The 23,766-nt window shown below is 39.2% G+C and carries 21 protein-coding genes; 13 read left to right on the top strand and 8 right to left on the bottom strand.

Going from position 1 to position 23,766, the window contains the following annotated elements:
* The first annotated feature begins 60 nt into the window (after positions 1 to 60).
* Positions 61 to 384 (top strand): GIY-YIG nuclease family protein, encoded by a 324-nt coding sequence (locus ABFX33_RS04685; RefSeq protein WP_257089170.1) that lies wholly within the window; start codon positions 61 to 63, stop codon positions 382 to 384.
* A 94-nt stretch (positions 385 to 478) separates the two neighbouring features.
* On the opposite strand, the gene ABFX33_RS04690 is transcribed toward ABFX33_RS04685, so the two are convergent.
* Positions 479 to 2,725: a penicillin-binding protein 1A gene (locus ABFX33_RS04690; RefSeq protein WP_346084554.1), complete on the bottom strand. Its 2,247-nt coding sequence runs from the start codon at positions 2,723 to 2,725 to the stop codon at positions 479 to 481.
* A 515-nt stretch (positions 2,726 to 3,240) separates the two neighbouring features.
* On the opposite strand from ABFX33_RS04690, the gene rpoN reads away from it, so the two are divergent.
* From rpoN to ABFX33_RS04705, 3 genes are all read left to right on the top strand, one after another.
* The gene (gene rpoN, locus ABFX33_RS04695) at positions 3,241 to 4,707 is read left to right on the top strand and encodes an RNA polymerase factor sigma-54 (protein ID WP_346084555.1); all 1,467 of its coding nucleotides are present in this window, start codon (positions 3,241 to 3,243) and stop codon (positions 4,705 to 4,707) included.
* 83 nt (positions 4,708 to 4,790) lie between these two features.
* A complete protein-coding gene (locus ABFX33_RS04700) occupies positions 4,791 to 5,666 on the top strand; it encodes a carbon-nitrogen hydrolase (RefSeq protein WP_346084557.1) in 876 nt (291 codons plus the stop codon).
* An 80-nt stretch (positions 5,667 to 5,746) separates the two neighbouring features.
* Positions 5,747 to 6,823: an agmatine deiminase family protein gene (locus ABFX33_RS04705; RefSeq protein WP_346084559.1), complete on the top strand. Its 1,077-nt coding sequence runs from the start codon at positions 5,747 to 5,749 to the stop codon at positions 6,821 to 6,823.
* A gap of 170 nt (positions 6,824 to 6,993) precedes the next feature.
* Here ABFX33_RS04705 and agaR read toward each other — a convergent pair whose 3' ends face one another.
* The 3 genes from agaR to proS all read right to left on the bottom strand — a co-directional run bounded on the left by agaR (position 6,994) and on the right by proS (position 10,263).
* A complete protein-coding gene (gene agaR / locus ABFX33_RS04710; RefSeq protein ID WP_120258429.1) occupies positions 6,994 to 7,755 on the bottom strand; it encodes a transcriptional repressor AgaR in 762 nt (253 codons plus the stop codon).
* 234 nt (positions 7,756 to 7,989) lie between these two features.
* Positions 7,990 to 8,778 carry a Rossmann-fold NAD(P)-binding domain-containing protein gene (locus tag ABFX33_RS04715; RefSeq protein ID WP_346084561.1) on the bottom strand — a complete coding sequence of 263 codons (789 nt, stop codon included), beginning with the start codon at positions 8,776 to 8,778 and terminating at the stop codon, positions 7,990 to 7,992.
* A 12-nt stretch (positions 8,779 to 8,790) separates the two neighbouring features.
* Positions 8,791 to 10,263 (bottom strand): proline--tRNA ligase, encoded by a 1,473-nt coding sequence (gene proS / locus ABFX33_RS04720; protein WP_257089157.1) that lies wholly within the window; start codon positions 10,261 to 10,263, stop codon positions 8,791 to 8,793.
* A gap of 178 nt (positions 10,264 to 10,441) precedes the next feature.
* Here proS and ABFX33_RS04725 point away from each other — a divergent pair, with 178 nt between their 5' ends.
* The 6 genes from ABFX33_RS04725 to purH all read left to right on the top strand — a co-directional run bounded on the left by ABFX33_RS04725 (position 10,442) and on the right by purH (position 17,385).
* Positions 10,442 to 11,605 carry a hypothetical protein gene (locus ABFX33_RS04725; protein ID WP_346084563.1) on the top strand — a complete coding sequence of 388 codons (1,164 nt, stop codon included), beginning with the start codon at positions 10,442 to 10,444 and terminating at the stop codon, positions 11,603 to 11,605.
* Positions 11,606 to 11,679: 74 nt separating this feature from the next.
* Positions 11,680 to 13,269 (top strand): OmpP1/FadL family transporter, encoded by a 1,590-nt coding sequence (locus ABFX33_RS04730; protein ID WP_346084564.1) that lies wholly within the window; start codon positions 11,680 to 11,682, stop codon positions 13,267 to 13,269.
* Between the two features lie 114 nt (positions 13,270 to 13,383).
* A complete protein-coding gene (locus tag ABFX33_RS04735; protein ID WP_346084566.1) occupies positions 13,384 to 14,139 on the top strand; it encodes a hypothetical protein in 756 nt (251 codons plus the stop codon).
* Positions 14,140 to 14,150: 11 nt separating this feature from the next.
* The gene (locus ABFX33_RS04740; protein ID WP_346084567.1) at positions 14,151 to 15,068 is read left to right on the top strand and encodes a LysM peptidoglycan-binding domain-containing protein; all 918 of its coding nucleotides are present in this window, start codon (positions 14,151 to 14,153) and stop codon (positions 15,066 to 15,068) included.
* Positions 15,069 to 15,104: 36 nt separating this feature from the next.
* Complete coding sequence (locus ABFX33_RS04745) at positions 15,105 to 15,743, top strand: uridine kinase family protein (protein ID WP_223578639.1); 639 nt, start codon at positions 15,105 to 15,107, stop codon at positions 15,741 to 15,743.
* A 115-nt stretch (positions 15,744 to 15,858) separates the two neighbouring features.
* Positions 15,859 to 17,385, top strand: coding sequence for a bifunctional phosphoribosylaminoimidazolecarboxamide formyltransferase/IMP cyclohydrolase (gene purH / locus ABFX33_RS04750; RefSeq protein WP_346084569.1), 1,527 nt, complete (start codon positions 15,859 to 15,861; stop codon positions 17,383 to 17,385).
* A gap of 53 nt (positions 17,386 to 17,438) precedes the next feature.
* Here purH and ABFX33_RS04755 read toward each other — a convergent pair whose 3' ends face one another.
* On the bottom strand, positions 17,439 to 17,810 hold the full coding sequence (locus tag ABFX33_RS04755) for a YkvA family protein (protein ID WP_257089145.1): 372 nt from the start codon (positions 17,808 to 17,810) through the stop codon (positions 17,439 to 17,441).
* A gap of 553 nt (positions 17,811 to 18,363) precedes the next feature.
* Here ABFX33_RS04755 and ABFX33_RS04760 point away from each other — a divergent pair.
* Positions 18,364 to 19,074 carry a DUF4397 domain-containing protein gene (locus ABFX33_RS04760; RefSeq protein ID WP_346084571.1) on the top strand — a complete coding sequence of 237 codons (711 nt, stop codon included), beginning with the start codon at positions 18,364 to 18,366 and terminating at the stop codon, positions 19,072 to 19,074.
* Positions 19,075 to 19,182: 108 nt separating this feature from the next.
* Here ABFX33_RS04760 and ABFX33_RS04765 read toward each other — a convergent pair whose 3' ends face one another.
* Positions 19,183 to 19,488 carry an FtsB family cell division protein gene (locus ABFX33_RS04765; protein WP_120258442.1) on the bottom strand — a complete coding sequence of 102 codons (306 nt, stop codon included), beginning with the start codon at positions 19,486 to 19,488 and terminating at the stop codon, positions 19,183 to 19,185.
* 236 nt (positions 19,489 to 19,724) lie between these two features.
* Here ABFX33_RS04765 and lpxB point away from each other — a divergent pair, with 236 nt between their 5' ends.
* Together lpxB and ABFX33_RS04775 are read left to right on the top strand one after the other, a co-directional pair.
* Positions 19,725 to 20,840, top strand: coding sequence for a lipid-A-disaccharide synthase (gene lpxB, locus ABFX33_RS04770; protein WP_346084573.1), 1,116 nt, complete (start codon positions 19,725 to 19,727; stop codon positions 20,838 to 20,840).
* Between the two features lie 56 nt (positions 20,841 to 20,896).
* The gene (locus tag ABFX33_RS04775) at positions 20,897 to 21,532 is read left to right on the top strand and encodes a hypothetical protein (protein ID WP_346084575.1); all 636 of its coding nucleotides are present in this window, start codon (positions 20,897 to 20,899) and stop codon (positions 21,530 to 21,532) included.
* Between the two features lie 82 nt (positions 21,533 to 21,614).
* Here the strand turns inward: ABFX33_RS04775 and ABFX33_RS04780 are convergent, their stop codons facing one another.
* Both ABFX33_RS04780 and ABFX33_RS04785 read right to left on the bottom strand, forming a co-directional pair.
* Positions 21,615 to 22,694, bottom strand: a complete 1,080-nt coding sequence (locus ABFX33_RS04780; protein WP_346084576.1) for a DUF3810 domain-containing protein — start codon at positions 22,692 to 22,694, stop codon at positions 21,615 to 21,617.
* Between the two features lie 6 nt (positions 22,695 to 22,700).
* Positions 22,701 to 23,759: a nucleoid-associated protein gene (locus ABFX33_RS04785; RefSeq protein WP_257089127.1), complete on the bottom strand. Its 1,059-nt coding sequence runs from the start codon at positions 23,757 to 23,759 to the stop codon at positions 22,701 to 22,703.
* Positions 23,760 to 23,766 lie beyond the last annotated feature (7 nt).

Consider the following 23,766-nt stretch of genomic DNA (forward strand, 5'->3'; position numbering starts at 1 on the left):
AGTAATATTGTGCCAATAAAATTAGTAAATAAAATTTAAACATCCAAATTATTTAGCATTATGAGCAATTTTATTGTATATATAGTAACGGACAACAATAGAAGATACTTTGAAATCGACTTCACATCCAACATGTTTAGCACAGTAATGGAACTCCAACAAGCCAATAGCTTTATTCTTCAACAGGGTCCCCATTTAAACAGGATAATCTATTCCGAAGCTTTTTCAAAATTAGCATGTGCAAAAAAGAGAATGAACGAATTGCAAAATTTCACACGCATGCAAATAGAAAGAGTTATTCGCAAGAACAACCCGAATTGGAATAACCTCTACCCGCAACAGCATCAAGCCTACCCAAAAAGAAACACCAATTTCGCGGCCTAACCATACATATATAATAAAACAAAAAAGCCACCCAATTTTCATTAGGCAGCCAGTTATCTGTATATATCCAAAACAGGATAAAAGCTTAATCAATTTACGTCGACGAGCTCTGCTCCAATGCCCCTATGTTTTCACTGACACTACCTCCATTGTTATTATGCTCAGTAGCTCCCTCAGTAGACTCCTCTTCAGGCCCAATTAACCCCTCGTCTGTCTGCTCATCAATATTTGTTGAATCACTTTGTTCTGGTTCCGGATCACTATAACGCGGCGTCTCACATTTATAAGATTTCGTGATTTCAACTGTAGATTCAGGGAATTTACCCTGCGTATACCCCAATTGCTTATCCTTATAAACAGATTCCAAAAACACACCAAATATAGGCAGAGCCGTCCGCGAACCTTCACCGGTATGCGAATTCTTGAAGTGTATGCTTCTTTCATCACATCCAACCCAGATTCCGGTGACTAAATCCTTAGTCACACCCATATACCAACCATCAACATATTCCGAAGAAGTTCCAGTCTTCCCACCAATTTCGTTTTCTTTATCAAAAAGATCCCATTCCCATAAGCCCTGCGATGTACCTCTTGGCTCTTCCATCCCACCACGCAACATATAGGTCATCAACCAAGCATCCTGTTTATCCACCACCTGCTTGCGTTCGGCCTGAAAAGTAGCAATCACATTTCCATCGTGATCTTCAATTTTGGAAACCAGTACTGGCGTAACTCGCTCACCATGGTTCATCATCGTCGAGTAACCGTTGACCATCTCAAATACCGACACATCATTAGGCCCCAATCCAACAGAAGCCACAGGATTCAGCTTACTTGTAATACCACAACGCTGAGCGGCATCCACTACTTTTGCCGGTGTCACCATATCCGTTAACTGAACAGTAACCGAATTGATGGATCTCGCCATGGCATGACGCAAAGTCATCTCCCGATAGGAAAAATTCCAATCCGCATTTTTAGGTTCCCATACTTCAACAGAATCCCCCTTATCAATCTTTATTGTAACAGGTTTATCCGTAATCTTATCACAAGGCGACATACCCGACTCTAAGGCTGCCAGATAAACAAAAGGTTTAAATGTCGAACCCGCTTGTCGTTTGGCCTGCATCACGTGATCATATTTGAAATATTGATGATCTATCCCGCCTACCCAAGCTTTAATTTCTCCTGAATAAGGATCCATCGACATCATCCCGGCATTCAGCATCATGGCATAATATTTCAGGGAGTCCATTGTGGACATTTCCTTTTCAATCTTGCCCTTATCCTTCCAATTGTAGACTTCCATTTTTTTCTTCTTATTCAAGAAGAAATTGATGCTATCTGGAGTATTGGCATATTTTTTACTCAGAAACTCATAATAAGGTGTTTTCTTAGCTAAGTTCTCCAAAAAGTTTGGTATCACTTTTCCGGAGAGATCCCGCCAGGGCTCCTGGCCATCCCAGGTGTTATTTAAACGCTGTTGTAATTCCGCCATCTGTTTTGCGACAGCCTCTTCAGCATGCTTCTGAAGCTTGGAGTTGATGGTTGTATAAATCTTCAAACCATCGGTATAGATATCGTAATTATTCTCTTCCGACCATTTTTCCAGCCACTTAGCTACAGCTGTACGCAGATAGGAATCCCCTCCAGCATTTACATCTTGATTATTGGTATTCAAGATTATTTTTTCCTTAACCAACGCATCATACTCTTCTTTTTTCAGAAAGCCCCCCTTATGCATTTGGCTCAACACCGTGTTTTTGCGGTCAAATGATTTTTCCGGATTTCTGATCGGATTATATAAGGTCGTTCCCTTTAACATACCGATCAATACAGCCGCTTCATTTTGATTCAATTGATTTGCTCCTTTTGAAAAATAACGTTTTGCTGCGGTTTCTATTCCATACGCATTATTACTAAAAGAAACTGTATTGAGGTACATTTCCAAAATTTGGTTCTTCGTATACCGTTGCTCCAACTTATAGGCTGTCATCCACTCTTTAAATTTGGTAACGACCAAACCCGCAACAGGTAAACGGGTCAATAGCCCCCCCGCCTTATTATAACGGGTGCGGTAAAGATTCTTGGCAAGCTGCTGCGTTATCGTACTCGCTCCACGTTTATCCCCCTTTAATGTAGAGACAATACCCGAACCGAGCCCCAAAAAGTCAACACCATTGTGCGAATAAAAACGTACATCCTCTGTTGCGATCAATGCATTAATAACAGTTTTAGGAATACTGTCAAAAGGAATTGGATTTCTATCCTCGTCGAAATATCGCCCGATCAATACACTATCGGCAGTATACAGCTCTGTCGAAATATTGACACTTGGCATAATGATATCTTTTTTTGTAGGCGAGTAGCCAAAAAGCCACAAAAAATTAAGTTGTATAGCACAAACCAAAACTATAACAAAATATATTGCAATAACGAGATAACGAAGAATCCGATTCTTAATACGTCTAAACATAAATGGAAATTTATCTTATATTCAACATATTGAATCACCAAAAGGTTTTATCCCCCCGCCCAATATGCGTTTATATCTGTTTCAGGGGCTAAATATACAACTAAATAAATGTCCCTAATCAACTATTTACATTTTTTAACAATAAAAAACCAGCATGTATTCAAGCAGAGACATTCAGCAAAAATACCCTATACAGGACCTGCTATTTCCAATTTATGGAATTAAAACAGCAAAAAAAATGAAGAAGGACATTGTTTAGATCAATAAGTTAGCCTACGGGTTCCGCAAATATTATACCTAATTTTGATTTATTATCTATTTTATTTTAAAATAATAATGATATTTGTTTAAATTTAGATGTAAACTAGTCAACTATTAGCATGTTAAAACAGACATTACAACAAAAGCTATTACAAAAACTGTCTCCACAACAAATTCAATTTATTAAATTGTTGCAGGTACCAACAGTTTCATTAGATGCCAGAATAAAAGAAGAATTAGAAGAAAACCCCGCATTAGAAGATGGTAGCTTGACTAATATGACCGATCCAATAGAAGAATATCCAGATAAAGATCCGGATGACAACTTCGACAACGAAGAAGGATTCGATTCAGATGATTTCAGTTTGGAGGACTATATACAAGAAGACGACTACAAAGATTACGGAAATGGATATGATTACGGTGATGACGATGATGAAAGAAAAGAGATGCCCGTTGCTATTCAACATTCATTCTATGAACAATTACAACAACAATTAGACCTTCTCGCTTTAGATGATAAGCACTTTTTAGTGGGTCAACAAATTATCGGCAGCCTGGATGACGACGGTTACTTAAGACGTCCGATCATCAATCTGGTAGATGACCTGGCGTTCGGTCAAAATGTAATGACCGAGGAGCATGAAGTATTAGAAATGCTAAAAGTGATCCAAGATTTTGAACCCGCAGGAATCGGTGCCAGAGATTTGCAAGAATGTCTTTTGATACAATTACAAAAGAAAGACACGAACAACCCGACCATCAAACTCGCTATAAAAGTCGTCTCCAATTACCTGGATGAGTTCACAAAAAAGCACTATGACAAACTAGAGAAATCATTAGGCGTATCTTCTGAGGACCTGAAAAATGTCGTTAATGAAATCTTAAAGCTCAACCCCAAACCGGGTGACTCAGGGGCTGTAGCCGGAAAACAACTCCATATTATCCCAGACTTTCATATCAGCAACAATGATGGCATCCTACATTTAACCCTGAATGGACGTAATGCACCAGAACTTCGCATAAGCCGGGACTATCAGCACATGTTTGAACATTACGAAAAATCCGATCAAAAGGATAAAAAGATGAAAGAAGCGGTACAGTTTGTCAAACAAAAACTCGATTCGGCAAAATGGTTTATTGATGCAATCAAACAACGCCAGCAGACACTGCTCAAGACAATGAATGCGATCATGGAGTACCAATACGATTATTTTCTTACCGGAGATGACCGTAAATTGAAACCCATGATCTTAAAAGATATCGCCGATAAGATCGACATGGATATCTCAACCGTTTCCCGTGTAGCAAACTCTAAATATGTACAGACTGAATTTGGCACATTTCTATTAAAATCATTTTTCTCCGAGGCAATCCAAACAGACTCCGGAGAGGAGGTTTCAAATAAAGAGGTTAAGAAAATACTCGAAGAATGTATTGCGAAAGAAAACAAGCGCAAACCACTTGCCGATGAGAAATTGACCGAAATTCTCAAAGAAAAAGGCTACAATATTGCTCGTCGAACGGTAGCCAAATACCGTGAAGCTTTAAACATACCAGTTGCAAGATTAAGAAAAGAGCTCTAAGAGCTCTTTTTTGTTTTTCGGGTGACAATCAAATCTAAATTAAGAATAGTATCTTTGTGCTCGAATTAAATAAGCATGAAGGAATGAGCAAAGTAAAAGTTGGAGTTGTACAGATGAGCTGTACCGCAAGCAAACAAGAGAATCTCGAAAAAGCTATCGCTAAAGTAAAAGAAGCCGCTGCAAAAGGTGCGCAAATTGTGTGTCTGCAAGAACTCTTTACCTCTTTATATTTCTGCGATGTAGAAGATTATGACAATTTCGCACTGGCTGAATCTATCCCTGGTCCATCCACAGATGCCCTGTCCGCTGTTGCAAAAGAAGCAGGAGTCGTTATTATCGCTTCATTATTTGAAAAAAGAGCTGAAGGTCTTTATCATAATACAACTGCCGTATTAGATGCTGATGGCTCCTATTTAGGCAAATACCGTAAAATGCATATCCCAGATGATCCAGCATTTTATGAGAAATTCTATTTCACTCCGGGTGACCTTGGTTATAAAGTATTTAAAACAAAATTTGGTAAAATAGGTATATTAATCTGTTGGGACCAATGGTATCCCGAAGCATCAAGGATTACCGCATTAATGGGTGCCGAAATTTTATTTTACCCTACCGCGATTGGCTGGGCTACAGATCAGGACGAAGAAACCAACAAAGATCAGTACAATGCTTGGCAAACCATTCAACGCTCTCATGCTGTGGCAAATGGTGTGCCAGTAGTATCTGTCAACCGTGTCGGATTTGAGCAGGATGGCGCCATGAAATTCTGGGGCGGAAGCTTTGTGGCAAATGGACAAGGTAAACTGTTGTACCTCGCTTCTCACGATAAAGAAGAAATTGAAGTAGTTGAACTGGATCTAGCCGAATCTGATTATTTCAGAAAACACTGGCCATTCCTGAGAGATCGTAGAATTGAGACATATTCTCCAATCACCAAACGTTTTATCGACGAAGACTAATATCAAATCATATTGGCCATTTTAATCTTGTAATTCATCAAAAGAAGAGCAGATTAAAATGGCTTTTTACATTTTAAAGCATGGAACAAGAAAGCACTTTCACACAGGCATATTTTGATAACTCCCCAAAAAAACAAGGTTTTTCGTTTCCCGCGGAATGGGCAAGACAAGAAGCTTTGTGGTTGAGCTGGCCTCATAAAGAGGAATCTTGGCCTGGAAAAATTGACACCATATACCAGCCCTATTGCGAGTTTATTAAAGCTGTTGCTGCTGGACAGAAAGTCCGAATTAATGTTGCTGACGAAGATATGAAGGCATTCGCCATCGCAGAACTGAAAAAAGTAACGGCCGATTTTAGCAATATTGAATTTTATTTCAATCCAACCAATGACGCTTGGTGTAGAGATCACGGCCCCGCTTTCCTGATCAATCAAAATTCAGATACAAAAGCAGTTGTTGACTGGGGATATAACGCCTGGGGTGGCAAGTATCCACCTTTCGACCTGGATGATGTCGTTCCTACACGGATAGCCAAAAAGTTCAACCTTCCTTTATTCACACCGAATATCGTTATGGAGGGTGGTTCTGTCGAATTCAACGGAGCCGGAACTGTGATGACAACAACAGCATGTCTGCTCAATGAAAACAGAAACCCTGGTTATACAAAAGAACAGATTGAGACTTACCTCAAAGAATTCTATGGACAAGATCAGGTACTATGGCTAGGCGACGGAATCATTGGAGACGATACAGATGGTCATATTGACGACATTACACGTTTTGTCAATGAAAATACTGTTTTAACTGTTGTCGAAGAAAATCCGGAAGATGAAAATTATGCCATCCTCCAGGAAAATCTAGAAACACTTCGTTCCTTCAAATTATTAAGCGGAGAATCACTTAATATCGTTGAACTACCGATGCCAGCAGCAGTGATCTATGAGGACACCAGACTTCCGGCATCATATGCAAATTTTTATATCGCAAATGATGTTGTCGTTGTTCCAATTTTCAACGATCCTAATGACCAGAGAGCATTGGATATTATTCAGGAATGCTTTCCGACACGGAAAGTTGTCGGAATTAATTCAGTAGACATTATCTGGGGACTGGGTAGTTTTCATTGCTTGAGTCAGCAAGAGCCCGCACTCAGCTAAAGATAAAATTATACTATAAACAGAAAGGCTTCTTAATCTATTAAGAAGCCTTTCTGTTTATAGTACCTGCGCACAAACACTATCAAATTAGATATTCCTATAACAAAGTTTGCAGTATACTTGCGACAACTGTTCCTTATTAACTCATCGCCCGAGCGTTAAATAGAAAACTAGACCACCACCACATGCACACCGGACTTCTCTAACGATTCCACAAATCCAGCACTCACTTTATCATCTGTAATCAAAATATCGATTTTTTCGAAGCCACAAATTCGTCCAAAACTACGTCTTCCGAATTTAGACGAATCAGCGAGCACAACGACCTTCTGAGCTGTATCTATCATGATACGATTCAATTGGGCTTCTTGCGCACTGGATGTTGACACACCATACTCCAGATCTATTCCGTCCACCCCTAAAAATAACTTACTACAATAAAAATCATGTAGTAAATTTTCAGCATATTTCCCAGTGACTGAAGTAGAAGTTTTGCGTAATGTACCTCCCATCTGCATAATTTCTACTGATGGGTATTTAATTAGCTCCATGGCAACATTCAGCGCTGAAGTTACCACAGTGATATTTCCCTTCGGTACAATCTGCCTGGCCAACGATTGCATTGTTGTTCCGGAAGCAATAATAATCGAATCATTTTCCTCAATCATCTCAGCAGCCTTCTTCCCGATTCTACTTTTATCGTCCGAACGAAGTTTCTCTTTTTCAAATACCGTCCGATCTGTCGTATATGGATTGTATTGTGTCGCTCCGCCATGGGTCCGAAAAAGCAGACCACTCTCCTCCAAAAGTGTAAGATCCTTTCGGATGGTAACAGAAGATACGCCAAGTTCCTCACAAAGGTCAATCACTTGGACTATACCCACCTCTTTTAATTGTTTTAAAATATATTGATGTCGCTCTACGTTTGTCATGGTTCTTTTATATGCGCTAAAATATTAAATCTACCAGTTGTTTATCCATACAGATACATTAGAAAATATAAAATATCAACTAAAATCAATGCTAGATTTTAGCTTTCGATATTCTATACAAATTTCCCTAGCAGAACTGACGTTAAAATAATGAAATTATTTAATTATTTATACTCTCTATAAAGCAAATTATACTTTATTCTAAAAAGATAAAGTTTTTGGATTTCAACAAATTCAAAATTCCAAGGGATTGGGCCAAATAAAATGGTAATCCAGCTCCTTTTGAAGCAGGCTTCCACAGACTACTTTTTGAAAATGATCCCCTTGGTCAAATTGCAATGGCAGATCGAAACCATACTTTTGCGCAGAGGCCAGGATCACATCCTTTTTCTTTGGGTGCATCGGTGCCACAACATTGTAAATACGATGCCTTAGGTCTTTGATAGAAGCCAACATAATCAACTGCACAACATCATCGAGATGGACAAAATTGGCCGGCTGTTCACCCGTTGTGCAAATACGATTGGCAAAGTATTTAGCAAAAATGCGATTTTTACCAAATAAGCCCCCAAGTCGATATACATAAGTATTGGGCAGCTGTAACATGAACTGCTCAGCCAAAAAAAGTTTTTCGGAAAATTCAATTCCAGCTGAATCTAATTCACTATAGACAACATCTTTATCAGGATAAATGCCAACGGAACTTAAAAATACCTGTTTGGTCCATTGGATGTTTTCAAGAAATCCCTTAATATTTGAAAAACGAGTTTCTAAACCAGAAACACTATTTTTTTGGCTGGCAGGAATACTATTTAATACAAAGTCAAACTGGCCTGGCATAAGCACATCAGGCAACACACTACCCTTATCAAAGTTAGCAATAAACGAAAAAATACCATCAGTTTTAAGCCGATGGTATTTTTCATATTGGGTTGTACTTGCCCAGACCTCATGCCCCTGATGTTTCATATCCATGGCAAACGATTCTGCCAACCATCCACATCCTAAAATGAGTATCCGCATAAGGTCAAGATATTAATAAGCTTTTGCAAATAAAACGCGTCTGTTAGACGGTTTACCTGTAAAGATACAAACACCTTCCTCCTCTTTTGCATCCAAAGGAATACAACGGATTGTGGCTTTTGTTTCCTCTTTCACACGCTTCTCAGTTTCTGTTGTTCCATCCCAATGGCAAGAAATAAATCCTCCCTTACCTTCCAGAACCTCTTTAAATTCATCATAAGAATTCACCTCAGTAAAATGGGATGTCCTAAAGTTTAAGGCTTTTTGGTAAATATTTTCTTGTATTTCATGCAACAACTGTTCAATATTTCCAGCCAATCCTTCCTGAGCGACAGTCTCTTTTGTTTGTGTATCGCGACGCGCTAGCTCCACGGTTCCATTTTGCATATCTCTTGCTCCCACAGCGACACGCACGGGTACACCTTTCAATTCCCATTCAGCAAATTTAAAGCCCGGACGTTGTGTATCGCGATCGTCATATTTCACCGAGATATCCTTTATCTTCAGTTCGTTTGTTAACTGATTTACAAATGCATCAATCTGCGCTTTTTCTTCTTCAGTTTTGAAAATCGGAACAATAACAACCTGAATTGGCGCCAATTTTGGCGGCAAGACCAACCCTTGATCATCAGAGTGCGCCATAATCAAGGCACCCATCAAACGGGTAGAAACACCCCATGATGTTGCCCATACATGTTCAAGCTTCCCCTCTTTAGACGTGAATTTTACATCAAAAGCTTTTGCGAAATTCTGTCCAAGGAAATGCGATGTCCCTGCCTGTAAAGCCTTACCATCTTGCATTAAAGCCTCAATACAATAGGTATCCAATGCGCCCGCAAAACGTTCGTTTTCAGTTTTACGTCCGCGTACAACAGGTACCGCTAAAATATTTTCTGCAAATTCTGCATAGACATCAAGCATACGTTCTGTCTCTTCGATAGCCTCTTCCCTAGTGGCGTGTGCTGTGTGCCCCTCCTGCCATAAAAACTCTGCCGTACGTAAGAAAAGACGCGTACGCATTTCCCAACGAACCACATTTGCCCATTGGTTGACCAAAATTGGCAGATCACGATAAGATTCGATCCAACCACGATACGTATTCCATATAATCGTTTCAGAAGTCGGACGTACAATCAACTCTTCCTCCAACTTTGCATCTTCATCCACCACAATCTTACCGGTACCATCGTTTTTCAACCTATAATGTGTGACCACAGCACATTCAGTAGCGAAACCTTCTACGTGGGCAGCTTCTTTAGAAAAAAACGACTTGGGTATGAATAAAGGGAAGTAAGCATTGCTATGGCCTGTTTCTTTAAATCTTTTGTCTAAGATCGCTTGCATTCTTTCCCAGATAGCATATCCGTATGGTTTGATCACCATACAGCCCCGTACAGCTGAATTTTCAGCCAGATCAGCTTTGATCACAAGTTCATTGTACCATTGCGAATAATCTTCTGCACGACTTGTTATTCCTTTACTCATATGAAATTGATAAATTATTGTAACATTATTACGTTAAATCTCGTCTGTATCTCCAATACAAAAAGCGTTCAATAAAAAATATTTGTATTTTTGATTACTTCGATTAAACCCCCTCGAGAAATTTGCGTCTAAGATAGTAAATAAGGCTGTATAATCGAAAATAACGATTTAGGATATTATGAAAAAAAATAGATTATTTATCGGAGCACTTGCCATGACAGGAGCATTTATGTTAGGTTCCTGCGGTACTAGCAGGCAAATCTATGGCGACGATGTCTATGGCAATAACGGACAGGCTAGACAGAAAGTCTATCAAAGTCCAGATTACTATTACACAGATGCGGATCAGGTTCAACAAGGAGGACAGGCTCAAGGCGGTTACTATGATGACGAATATTCAGACCAGGATTATAACAATGATTCCTACGAAGATTTAGAATATGCAAATCGTATAAACAGGTTTTATTATGCGTCCCCTGGAATGACCTATTTTGATCCATTCTTCGATCCATGGTATGGCTATGGTTTTGGTGGTATGTACGGATATGGTCCATCCTTCGGTTTAGGCTGGGGTTGGAATTCAGGCTGGGGTTCTTCATGGTCTCTTGGTTTTGGCTGGGGCTGGGGTTCTAGCTGGGGTTGGGGATCTCCTTGGTATGGCGGCTATCACCCTTGGGGTGGCTGGTATGGTGGCGGTTACTGGGGATCTGGCTGGCATGGTAACGGTTATTGGGGCGGTGGCTATTGGGGCAATTCAAGACCTTATTATGCTTCATCTCGATCAGCTTATAGAGACAACTATAATGTACGGACCTCTTCTTCCCGCACCAGAAGTTCGGGAAATTATGACCGTACTGGTGTAGCCCGGGATTCCAGAGGACGTATTACGTCAGTCGCTAACACGCGATCAAGTGCCAGTGGCCGAACTAGATCATCTGATGGTTCTATATCACGTAGTTCTTCTTCCTATGACAGATCAAATGGTAGAACAAGGTCTTCGGACGGTATCTCAACAAGAGGCGGTTATACAGATGGTGGCAGAACACGATCATCGGATAGATCTAATGCAACTTACCCAACTATGCGGAGCTCCAATGGAACTTCAAGAACCCGTTCAAGTTCAGGTGATGTTTCTCGTCCAATGAGCCGTTCCATGGAAACTCGTTCAAGCAATCCAGGTTCGACATCAAGACCATCCTATTCTCCTCCAACAAGAAGCTACGATGGTGGATCGACACGCTCTAGTGGAGGTTATTCCGGTGGCGGTAGCACAAGATCCAGTGGCGGATTCTCTGGCGGCGGCGGTGGTAGCACCAGATCTGGCGGCGGACGTACACGCTAATCATAAAAATAGCTTATTACAGTAGCATACATTACCCTGTGTGCTACTGCTTATTATAGACGATATTTTAGCATATGACAATCAAAAAATTACTTTTTGGAACTGCATTTTTAATCGGTGCAGCAGGGACTGCTCAGGCGCAATACACGAAAGATGTGCTTTTATTTTCCCAAGGGGATAATGGTGGTACTGCTCGCTTCAAAGCCATGGGAAATGCTTCAACCGCTTTGGGTGGTGATATTAGTTCAATTACCAGCAACCCGGCTGGTTTGGGGTATTTTAACCAATCAGACATTTCGGTAACAGGTAGATACCTTAATAATAAAAATAAAACAGATTATTTCGGACAGAATACAAATAGCAGCAAAAACAATTTCAATCTGGATAATGCTGGGATTGTTTTTCATTTGCCTACCTACCGGAATGGAGGAAACCTCGAAAAAGGTTGGTTGAACTTCAATGTTGGTATAGCTTATAACAGAAACAATGTTTTTAACAATCGTTTAGATTATCGCGGTGTTAATACGGACAATTCTATTACACACTCTTTTGCCGATCGTTTGACATTTGACGGAAATGCTGCTGGTTGGGGACAGGACTTCTACAATAATTCTTTTATGATTGACGATGACCCTAACAATTCAAAGGATTTTTATCCTATTGCCATCGGAAAAAAAGTAGGATCTTATCCAGGAAACGAGCAAATTAACTCCATTATAGAAAAGGGCAGTAAATCTGAATCGGTGCTTTCCTTTGGCGCGAACTACAGTAATAAATTGTATATAGGGGCCTCTTTAGGTTTTACAGCGTTCAGCTATAACACCTCCAATTTATTCACAGAGTATGGACAAACAATGACGGAAGCCCAATTAAAGGCTTATAACAGTAAATCTATTTTTTTGAATCCCGCCAAAGACGAGCACAAATTTTTAGATAATGACTATGAATTGTTTGAAACCTATAACCAGATCACCGACGGTACGGGGGTCGACTTTAAATTAGGTATGATTTACAAATTCACTCCTACTTTTAGCATAGGTTTTACCGCGAAATCACCTACATTTATGAATATCAAGGATGATTCGGAAAATTATACCAAAATCAACTATTTTCTTCCAGATGCAAACAATGCCCACTATCAATTCGTCACCAATGATAAAATTGGCGTGAGTTCTTGGGAATACAACATGAATACACCGTATCGTCTTTCATTGGGAGCAAGTCAGGTATTCTCCAAAGGGTTGCTTACCGCAGATGTAGAGTGGGTGGATTATGGTGCAATACGGTATAAAGACGCCGGCGGCTATAATAGGATTCAAGAGGATCAGATGAACCAGAGTATTAAAGATACCTATCAGGGAGCACTTAATGCACGTATTGGTGGTGAAGTTTTATTTGACAATGTTTTTAGTGGTAGAGCTGGTTTCAATTATAGTGGTAATCCGTACAAAAATGCAGATTACACAAACTATACTGCATCTTTAGGTATTGGCGCGAAACTCGGTCGCGGCATGTATATTGATCTGACAGGAGCTTACAATGCCATCAATTACAAAGAAAGCCCTTATGTCATCGATGAAGCCCATTGGAAAACTACCAGCCCAGTCGCAGATATAAAAAATCAACGAACAAATGTCGTTTTGACAATAGGTTCTAAATTTTAAGAGATTTTTCTCAGAAAAAACGTCCAGCTTGTCTGGACGTTTTTCATTTATTACAATCCCAGCAGCCATAATTTAAAAGCTTTTAGTAAATTTGTCCTCTTGGTTGAAAATCACATGACAAATCAGACAGTCTCAAAAGCATTCAATGTTCTATTTACTTATCCCATATGGCGGATCGAGATCGATGCCGAGAATAGACTGATTGCAGTAGAGACCAGAAATCCAACAGATACACTTCCCTATTTCAATGTGATTTCTTTTGAAGGAGATTATGTCCTGCAGGACTTCAAAGCCATCAGCAGGGAGTGGGTGTTGGCTGGAGTTCAATGTCAGAAACTCATCCTAAAAAAGATCTCGGACACTTCACCCATCGATGCTGGTGTTCAAATTATAGACTGTTATCAGCCACAACAACACGAGACCTGGTTTAACTACATTTTTCTCGAAATGGTCGGTGAAGGTATACTGCTCAGGCCCAAAATGATCGCGCAAGGAATGCAATTGTTTTTAGATCTAAAGACAATGTCGATTGGAGATAAAAAAGAAGAGCCTGTTAAACCTTTTGACAGCCAGATAGTCTACCCAGTAATCTACAATGGTCAAATACCCCATTTTTTGACAGATTTCACAATAGATGACGAAATTTGGCTAAGCGCTTTGGATGACTATTTTATTTGGGCTTTCTATGAAAAAAACAAAGATAATCACTATCAAATCCGGATAGTTCGATCAACAAAAGATAGGTTAATTGAGTCTGTAGTTGCAGTAACTCAGTTGCCTTTAAAGTTTTTCAACATCTATTTTCTTGTTAACAAACAAATATTCCTTTTGACAGACAATAAACGGGAGTTTGTTTCGTATTTAGTATAATTGCAAAATATATGAAACTATTATTCGAATTAAATACATATAAAAAGGTAGCCATTTTATCGATTTCTATGCTATCTCTTCAACAGGTTGAAGCCAAAAATTTCACGTCATTACGTACAACCGCAGTTCCTGACTCTGTTGGGACAGAAATAGTCAATGGTGAAGAATTTGTCCTTTTCAAAATAGAAAAAGGAGATAATTATTATCAACTCAGCAAAAAGTATAAAACCACCGTGGGTCAGCTCACGCAAATAAATGGAAATGGTACATTAAGTATCGGTCAGATTGTCAAAGTACCAACCGGTCGAAAACCAGCTCCTATTGTGAATAAAATACCGGTCAACACAGCGCAACAGAATCCACGTGACCCACAACAAGGCTTTACAGCCTATATCGTTGGTGAAAAAGAAACACTCTACGCCATATCCAAAAGATTTGGCATTACTGTCGAGGATATCAAAAAAGCCAACAACCTCAAGAACAACACCATTGGTGGCGGCATGAAATTAATGATCCCAAATCAACCCTTACCGCCTGAAAGACCAAAATTAGTTGAACCTAAAGGTATTGAAGTCGTTGTCCCCGATTCTACAAACGATGACGATAAGGAAGAAAATCAGATTTCAACAAACCGCTACGGAATACGGGAAAAAGCGGAGCGGGGAATTGGTGTCTGGATCGATGGTTTGTCTTCCCAAGGAACAAGCAATTTAGCGCTCCATAAAAGTGCACCTGTAGGAACAATACTAAAAATTACCAACCCAATGACTAAAAGCGTTACCTACGCGAAAGTAGTCGGCAAATTTAATGACAATGCTGAAAACCAAAATGCTATTGTGGTGTTATCAAAGTCCGCGGCGGCAAGTATTGGCGCATTAGATAAACGCTTTCAGGTAGAAATCGCCTACGGGTTACCTTTAGAAAATTAATTAAAATAAAAATAGCTCTTGCAGCGCAAAACAAGAATGAATAACAAACCGTATGTCATAGGGATTGCCGGAAGTAGTGGTTCTGGAAAAACTTTTTTTTTGAATAGCTTTTTAAAACATTTCAAAACCGATGAAGTTACATTGATTTCCCAAGACGATTATTACATTCCCGCCAATACAAAAACGCAGGAAGAAAATAGACTCTATAATTTCGATATCCCAACATCCATAGACAGAGAGGCTTTCTATAAAGATATTAAGGCACTCTTTAATGGAGAGACTATTTATAAAGAGGAATATACGTTTAATAATCCTTCATTAACACCCAAAATATTAGAGATAAAACCCGCTCCGATATTGATTATCGAAGGACTTTTTATTTTCTATTACACAGAAATAAATGCGCTTATAAACCATAAGATATTCCTGAGCGCTGATCAGGATATCGCACTCAGAAGAAGGCTACACCGCGATTTGGTTGAACGTGGTTACTTTGAGGATGATGTGATGTACAAATGGGTGAATCACGTCCTCCCCTCTTACAACGAGTATTTATTACCGTTTCAGGATTCTTGTGATCAGGTCATATTCAATAATACGGACGAACCTGAGCCGATCTGGGATATTACCAATCAGATTTCTGAAGAGCTGAAAACAAAACTCAATTTAGTATAACGTAGATAAAGACGGGCTTAGGTATAGATAAGCCCGTCTTTATTTAAAAGTAGTTGATTTATTGACATCAAGACTTTAAATTCTTATCTTTGCGCCACGAAACAAATCCATCATAATGAACCATCCTGTAAAGATTAAAAATGCTTTGGTTTCAGTCTATTATAAAGACGGCCTAGCTCCTTTAGTTGAATTATTAAACAAATACGGTGTTACATTCTATTCCACTGGTGGGACAGAAACATTTATCAAAGATTTAGGTATAGATGTCGTTCCAGTTGAAGACCTGACAAGCTACCCTTCGATTTTAGGAGGCCGTGTTAAGACCTTACATCCAAAGGTGTTTGGTGGAATTTTAGCGCGCCGTCCGCTTGAATCGGACCAACAGCAACTTGCACAGTATGAAATACCAGAGATCGATTTGGTTATTGTGGATTTGTATCCATTTGAGGAAACTGTTGCTTCTGGAGCTTCTGAGCAAGATATCATCGAAAAAATCGATATCGGTGGAATCTCATTGATTCGTGCAGCAGCGAAAAACTTTAATGATGTTGTTATCATTTCTTCTAAAAATGATTATAAAGCGCTTGAAGAAATTCTAGCGAACCAAGAAGGTAATACCTCTTTGGAGCAACGTAAAGAGTTTGCGAAACGCGCCTTCAATACATCGTCACATTATGACACTGCAATCTTCAATTATTTCAACCAAGAGAATCCAATTGAAGTTTTTAAACAATCCGAGCAAAATGCTCAGGTATTGAGATATGGTGAAAACCCGCATCAAAAAGGTATCTTCTTTGGTGACCTGGATAACATGTTCGACAAATTAAATGGCAAAGAGCTTTCGTACAACAACCTTGTTGATGTAGATGCGGCTGTCGCTTTAATCGACGAATTTGAACAACCAACATTTGCTATTCTAAAACACACAAATGCTTGTGGGGTTGCATCAAGACCAACAATTAAACAAGCTTGGTTAGATGCCTTGGCCTGTGATCCGGTTTCAGCATTTGGCGGGGTTTTAATCACCAACGGCGAAGTGGATGGCGCAACAGCAACAGAGATCAATAATTTATTCTTCGAGGTCTTAATCGCACCTTCTTATTCGGAGGAAGCAATTGCTATTCTTACCGCAAAGAAAAATAGAATTATCTTAGTTCGTAAAGATGTAAAACTACCTAGCCAACAGTTCAAAACCTTATTGAATGGTGTCATTCTTCAAGATAAGGACAATACAATTGAAGGACCTGAGCAAATGGTAACAGTAACAACTGTAACACCTACAGCTGAACAATTGGAAGATTTATATTTTGCGAATAAAATTGTAAAACATACAAAATCCAATACCATTGTCTTTGCTAAAAATGGCACATTGTTAGCATCGGGTGTTGGGCAAACATCAAGAGTCGATGCCTTAAAGCAAGCAATTGAAAAAGCAGTTTCATTTGGTTTTGACCTACAAGGTTGTTCAATGGCATCAGATGCGTTCTTTCCTTTCCCTGACTGTGTAGAAATTGCATCTGGAGCAGGTATTGCAGCTGTATTGCAACCAGGTGGTTCTATCAAAGATCAATTATCCATTGATATGGCCAATGAAAAAGGAATTGCGATGGTAACGACCGGCGTAAGACATTTCAAACACTAAGAGTGATCCCGATCACCTCATAAAAAAAGCTACTTTTTACAAAGTAGCTTTTTTTATTTGTTGACCTGCCAGCCCAATCGCTCTGATTTGTATCGTTCTATTTCTTCCGAAAGTTTCCGGATAGCATAGGCAACAATAGCAACATCATCTAACCAACCACCTACAGCAATAAAATCCGGAATAGCATCAACCGGGGACACCACATAAATAATCGTCCCGATAATAATGGATAGATTCCAGCTGTTCATTTTAAACTTTCCTGTAATTGCATCCTTGCACATGGCGATTAGCAATTTAAAATCACTAACATAGCTTCCCAGATTTTTTGCCTTAGATTCTGCTTGTGACAGCTCCGCTTCCGTAATTTTACGATGTCTAAAGCGCTCAAACATACCCGATGCAATCTTTTTGATTCTACTGTTCATAACTCAAAATTATCAATATTTTTTAATTAGCAAAGCCTGTGCCTTTTTTACTAAGTAGCACTCCACTCGAACCGAAGTCCCCTCAAGTCCGTTCAAGTCCCTTCAAGTCCGCTCAAGTGCCAACAACATTCGACAACAATTCGAGAATACTTCGATACAACTGGGGGATAACTTCGGGAATAGTCCGCCTACACTACGCCTATTCTCCACCTGGACTCCGACAGCAACCCGAACAATATCCCTACAATAACCATAGCCAAGTCAAGCGAGTCCCAAACCAGTCCCGAGCCAGTCTCGAAGAACTACCGATAGATCTTCGAAGAAGTTCCGACGACAGGTCATAAGAAGCCCGAGCAACTTTCAACGTTTTGATTCCCACGTGCCCCTTCCACCTCCAAGGAAAGCATAAGCTGAAATCGGGTTTATGATAAAATAAAATACAATTTTATTATTTTTACAACTAACTGTAGCAAAGTGTAGGTCCTCTCCGTATAATAGACAACACAAGCGCAATGTGTTTTACACAAAAAAAAGATTTTAATATTACACGGTTATGAAAAACTATAGATTATTTAATTTTATTGCCATCGCAGTAGCGACATTCTTCCTATCCAGCTGCCTGAAAGATAATGACGACCAACGAATTCCAGGTGCATTATTTACAATGGTCAATGGATACACTGACGCCAATGCGGTTGTATATTATGCCGATGGGGGACCCTTACAAAGTCCATATTATCCCTTGGATTTTAAAAGCTATAGCCAAGTTGGCCTATTTACGGGGGCTAGAAAAATAGCGATATCATCAGAGTATAACAATGTTTTGGTTGATACTACGGTTACTATCAAAGATAGTACAATTTATACATCATTTGTTTATGGCAACAAAACAAAAGCCGTTCAGGTCATCACAACGGATAAAGTCAATAAAGATATTAAGAACACAGAATCTGGTGTACGTTTCTTTAATTTTGCTGAGGGAACCGATCAGGTAACCCTTCAAATCGGTAGCCAGGCTTCTCCGACAGAATGGACCAACCGTGCAAAAGAAACCCAGAATTCAGCGACTGCACATCAAGGTTTTATCGCGCAAAAAAGTGGAACCTTTACTGTTATTGCGAAAGATAAAGCCGGAAAAACCATTGCGACCCGTACTGATATCAAATTGGTTGAGAATTACTACTATTCATTGATATTAATCGGCAAGGCCAATGATGAGAAAAAACCACTATACCTTGGTTTGGTAGCGCAGGCCGCAAATTAGAATACCCCGTTTTCTATATACTGAAAAAGACCATCGCATTCATGTGATGGTCTTTCTTTATTTGGTACAAGCCATCTCTATAATGGGATAGCTCTTTTCCGTCAAACACTAAGGGGTTTCTTTGGGCGCAACTTTAGAGACCACATAGATATCCTCATTATCTTTCTTCATCTTATACTTCTCTCTTGCGATACGTTGCACCTCCTGTGGATTGGATCGAATGTCGTTTATTGTTTTTATAATCGCCGCATTCTCCTTCAGATAAAAAGACCGTTCTGTTTCCAGGTTGGCTCTTTGCTTTTGATAACTGTATTGTGTGGCAAAATCATTTCGATCAAAAAACAACATCCACACCAAAAAAGCCAAAGTGGCTAATAAATACTTATTTCTTATTAAAGACCATAATCGTTGCATAGGACAAAAATACTATTTAGCTTTTATACTCCTGATATTTTCTTCCAAAGTTAAACATCTTTAATAAAGATATGGAATAATGTACTCAAATTCATCATATACTTAGAATAATCTTATCTTTAACAATTCGAAACAACATTAATATTCCGATGAAATATCCGTATTTGAAAAGCATAAATAGCCTTAAAAATAAAGTGGATATTCCATCTGGCCATTAAAGAATAAATCATTTACATATGAAATACTATCTCATTGCTGGCGAAACATCAGGTGACCTACATGGAGCCAATCTCATCAAAGCACTTAAAATAGAGGATCCCACGGCTACATTCAAAATCGTTGGTGGTGATCTAATGCAGGAAGCCACTGGAGAAAAAGCATTGATACACACTTCAGCGATGGCTTTTATGGGTTTTGTGGAAGTTTTGAAAAACCTGGGCAAAATAGCTAAAAATTTGAAAGCAGTTAAAAGTGATCTGTTGAACGAAAAACCTGATGCTGTTATACTCATAGACTTTCCAGGCTTCAATTTAAAAATTGCCGAATTTGCCAAAAAGCATGGTATCAAAACATGTTATTATATTTCACCAAAGGTATGGGCGTGGAATCAGGGTCGTGTGAAAAAGATCAAAAAAATTGTCGACCATATGTTTTGTATTCTACCATTTGAAGTTGATTTCTACAAAAAATGGCGCATGCCGGTCGATTATGTGGGCAATCCGCTGCTCGATGCCATTTCAGCCTATTCTTTTAATCCGAAATTCAGGGAGGAAAATGGTTTTACAGACAAACCACTTATTGCCTTATTGCCGGGTAGCAGAGAAATGGAGATTTCCAAACTTTTACCCATTATGGCTGAACTCCCCTATTTTTTTCCAGTACATCAGTTTGTCATCGCCGGTGCGCCTAATTTTGACAAATCTTATTACAAACAGTTCATGAAGGGTATCGATATTCCGGTTATTTTCAATCAAACATATGATATCCTAAACAATGCTGAAGCCGCAGTAGTCACCAGCGGTACCGCCACGCTGGAAACAGGTATATTGAAAGTTCCGCAAGTTGTGGTATATAAAGCAAATGCAATATCGGTTTGGATCGCCAAATTAGTGGTTAAAGTAAAGTTTATTTCACTGGTAAATCTAATAAACAACTTTCTTTCTGTAAGAGAGTTAATTCAAGAAGATTGCACGGCATATGATATTTCCTATGAAGTGGGTGAACTGATCAACAACAAGGCGCATCGGGCAAGTGTATTAGAAAATTACGATATCCTCGCCGAAAAACTGGGCACACCGGGTGCCTCGGAAAAAACAGCTAAATTAATTGTAAAATATCTTAGTAAAAATTAAACTCTTTGGGCTTTCAATTGTCAAACTATTAATTAGTTACATATAATTAAAGCTTTATGAAATCAAAACTTATTTTAGGCTTTCTTTTTTGTGTCGCGTTTGCCTTTGTTGGTAAAGCGCAAGAAACACAGCATTTTTCCAAGCTCGAAATTGGGAAAAAAGCCAAGAAAAATATTGACAGTAAAGACTCCACGGCAGTTATCCATATTGACACATTGATCATGAAGGATAACTCCACCTTGTCCTTTTACGGAAAGAAAAATGTAAAAATCACCATTGGTTACGCTGAGATCGGAAACAAAGCAACTTTCTATGGAACCGACGGAAAGAATAATGGTGCCAATTTTGATATTAACGCCAATTTTCAAAAATTGGGTTCACTGTATATTATCGCAAAAGGCGATGATGCTTTTAATGGAACCAAAACATTCCCCAATGGAAATGGTGGCAAAGTGAAAGTTACCCTGGCAACAGGAAGTATAAAACCGCAGGCGACAAATAAGAAGTCACCAAATTATATCTATGCCGATGTCGTAGCAGGCGGCAGAGCTGTCAATGCAAACACAGACTTGAGAAATATCTATGATCGGATCAAAACTGCACCGACAGGTCTTAGAGGTTTACCACAAGGGCAAATTTATTCCGGCAGTGCCGGTACGGAAGGCTCCTTTGAACTGATTTCTACCCAATAGGAAGACCGAAACAACATAGCACTAAAAAAGCATCAATGTGAGCATTGATGCTTTTTTAGTGCTACGCGTTTTTATACTAACTTCAATGACAGCCTCTCTTTTTTAGTTCATAGGCTAACACCAATCTTGTCATCCGGTCATATCTCGCAATTCCCTCTTTCTGATTGTTATGTGTTAGGTATTGATTATAAAACAATCCCATCAGATCGTTGATCCAACCGGTATAATCACTCCAAAATAAACGTTCATCGGCTATATCCGCCAGCACCAGCTTGCTTAATCTTGTTTGATAATCCTTCGAAAGATCCGGGTACATGCCTCGCAATTCTCCCAGCATATATATGGTCGTTTGTAAATAAGCTGAATAGCGATAAAAGGATTCCGGATGGTGCTGTAAGCGAACAAAAGCAATAAAATTGGCTTCATCCTCAAAACCTACCCCCTGTTGGTGGGCGAGCTCATGTACATAAGTAAACGGAAAAGATAAAGCTGGCATGGCATAATTCACCTGCGCTTCGTGTGTAAACGGATTGAAATAACCTGAAACACCGAAATACGAAACAACCACACTATTTAAAGGCGATTTGGCCTTCACCTGGCTTCTTGATAAAAAAGAAGAAAAAGTGGTATCATTTTTCACCCAATTTGCCAGATCCGTCCGTATATCATCTTTCCGATCCGCCCACTGTGCCGGATTGACCTGTTCCCGCAAAGCATTTGTACTATCCAGGTATTCATCGAGTACCAGGAGATAATCCGCAAGCTTCAGGCTATCAACCTGCAGATGTGCATTCACACTGATCGGTTTCCGATAATAATTCAAACCCCAGGAGACATAAAAGAAGATATATAGCCCAACCAAAAGATTTATAATAGATAAAAAGGTTCGGCAAACATCCGACCATTTTTTACCCCATACCTTGCGTATAAGATTAACCAGGCAATAGAGCAGATAAATAACCGTGAAAGCGTAAAAAACATCTCCTATGCTAAAGGGAATATAACCAAAAATATACTTCGGGATATGGCCATAAAATCGATAAAATCCCTGTGCATAAAATTCCTCTATCCATAGGCTATTGCTTTCGATCAACGATAAAACGAATAGCAGGCCAATAAATGATCCAAAAATAAAAACAGCTATTTTATCGAGCTTTGTCATAAATTATTAGCTTTCGTTTTCGAAATAGACCTTATAATAGTTCATCCCTTTATCTTCATCAAATCCCTTCTCAAGGTATTCCCGTTTTCCGTGCACATAGATATGAAAGTTCTTATCCAATTTTAGTACAGACTTGTAGGAAGATTCCATCTTTTTGACGGCTTTATCCGCTATTTCAAAACTTGACTGGAAGGGTGAATCAAATTCATTTTCGAAGCCAGCTTTATAATCCTGGAACATGGCTATCGCCTGGGGATTTCCCAATACTTCTTCTTCAAATTCCTCCTGAACGAAAGTTTCCTTTTCCTTAAAGTAGTTCATCGATTTATTCATCAAATCAATCTTATCGGCCTTCTCCAGTTCAAACGTTTCATCGAGTTTCTCCTGAACAAAATTCTTATAGACTTTTAAGTAGTTGCCTGTCTGATTGAAATTGTCATTACGCACGCGCAGTTTTAGGAACTCGTCTTTCCAATACACAGCTTCCTGCTGTCTATTGGTCTGATCCAGTACAAGCACCTTATACCCTTCCTCTTCCTCAACATTGATGATAATACATCCCTTGTCCAACTTGTTGATGTTGATTGCCTCCTGCTCATATTCCAAAGTGAAAGCCCCTTGTTCAGGATATACCTTTAGGTAAGTCTCTTTGTTTTCCGACTTGAATATACCAATAGCATCGTGTTCCTCGCCTTCGATCTGCACATTTTTCAACGCCACCACATACACCTCCCCTGCTTTAATCTTAGGATGGCTGGACACCTCATACAGATGCTTCGAAATCTGCTGGGAAAAATCGTGAAAAGGCAATTGTTCCTTAAAGTATTGGCGCACAAAATAAAATACTTCATTCAGATCCAGTTCCTCATTAGGATGATATAGACGGTATACTTCGTTCACTTTTGCAAAGGGATTCATAAAGTACTGCATCAAAAGTCCAGGCAATACTTCATCGCCTTCAAGAGATACAGGGGCGTCAGACAGGATATAAAATTCGTCCTGTGCTTTGTTTCCTACACGATGTATAGATAATGCTTCAAAAGTTGCGTCTTGGTGAAAAAACATATTCTTA

The organism is Sphingobacterium ginsenosidimutans (assembly GCF_039536865.1).
Taxonomy (GTDB): Bacteria; Bacteroidota; Bacteroidia; order Sphingobacteriales; family Sphingobacteriaceae; genus Sphingobacterium; species Sphingobacterium detergens.

Bases quoted from the DNA above. Each gene is read 5' to 3' on its own strand.
- ABFX33_RS04685 (WP_257089170.1), top strand. From the start codon at position 61: ATGAGCAATTTTATTGTATATATAGTAACGGACAACAATAGAAGATAC.
- ABFX33_RS04690 (WP_346084554.1), bottom strand. From the start codon at position 2,725: ATGCCAAGTGTCAATATTTCGACAGAGCTGTATACTGCCGATAGTGTA.
- rpoN (WP_346084555.1), top strand. From the start codon at position 3,241: ATGTTAAAACAGACATTACAACAAAAGCTATTACAAAAACTGTCTCCA.
- ABFX33_RS04700 (WP_346084557.1), top strand. From the start codon at position 4,791: ATGAGCAAAGTAAAAGTTGGAGTTGTACAGATGAGCTGTACCGCAAGC.
- ABFX33_RS04705 (WP_346084559.1), top strand. From the start codon at position 5,747: ATGGAACAAGAAAGCACTTTCACACAGGCATATTTTGATAACTCCCCA.
- agaR (WP_120258429.1), bottom strand. From the start codon at position 7,755: ATGACAAACGTAGAGCGACATCAATATATTTTAAAACAATTAAAAGAG.
- ABFX33_RS04715 (WP_346084561.1), bottom strand. From the start codon at position 8,778: ATGCGGATACTCATTTTAGGATGTGGATGGTTGGCAGAATCGTTTGCC.
- proS (WP_257089157.1), bottom strand. From the start codon at position 10,263: ATGAGTAAAGGAATAACAAGTCGTGCAGAAGATTATTCGCAATGGTAC.
- ABFX33_RS04725 (WP_346084563.1), top strand. From the start codon at position 10,442: ATGAAAAAAAATAGATTATTTATCGGAGCACTTGCCATGACAGGAGCA.
- ABFX33_RS04730 (WP_346084564.1), top strand. From the start codon at position 11,680: ATGACAATCAAAAAATTACTTTTTGGAACTGCATTTTTAATCGGTGCA.
- ABFX33_RS04735 (WP_346084566.1), top strand. From the start codon at position 13,384: ATGACAAATCAGACAGTCTCAAAAGCATTCAATGTTCTATTTACTTAT.
- ABFX33_RS04740 (WP_346084567.1), top strand. From the start codon at position 14,151: ATGAAACTATTATTCGAATTAAATACATATAAAAAGGTAGCCATTTTA.
- ABFX33_RS04745 (WP_223578639.1), top strand. From the start codon at position 15,105: ATGAATAACAAACCGTATGTCATAGGGATTGCCGGAAGTAGTGGTTCT.
- purH (WP_346084569.1), top strand. From the start codon at position 15,859: ATGAACCATCCTGTAAAGATTAAAAATGCTTTGGTTTCAGTCTATTAT.
- ABFX33_RS04755 (WP_257089145.1), bottom strand. From the start codon at position 17,810: ATGAACAGTAGAATCAAAAAGATTGCATCGGGTATGTTTGAGCGCTTT.
- ABFX33_RS04760 (WP_346084571.1), top strand. From the start codon at position 18,364: ATGAAAAACTATAGATTATTTAATTTTATTGCCATCGCAGTAGCGACA.
- ABFX33_RS04765 (WP_120258442.1), bottom strand. From the start codon at position 19,488: ATGCAACGATTATGGTCTTTAATAAGAAATAAGTATTTATTAGCCACT.
- lpxB (WP_346084573.1), top strand. From the start codon at position 19,725: ATGAAATACTATCTCATTGCTGGCGAAACATCAGGTGACCTACATGGA.
- ABFX33_RS04775 (WP_346084575.1), top strand. From the start codon at position 20,897: ATGAAATCAAAACTTATTTTAGGCTTTCTTTTTTGTGTCGCGTTTGCC.
- ABFX33_RS04780 (WP_346084576.1), bottom strand. From the start codon at position 22,694: ATGACAAAGCTCGATAAAATAGCTGTTTTTATTTTTGGATCATTTATT.
- ABFX33_RS04785 (WP_257089127.1), bottom strand. From the start codon at position 23,759: ATGTTTTTTCACCAAGACGCAACTTTTGAAGCATTATCTATACATCGT.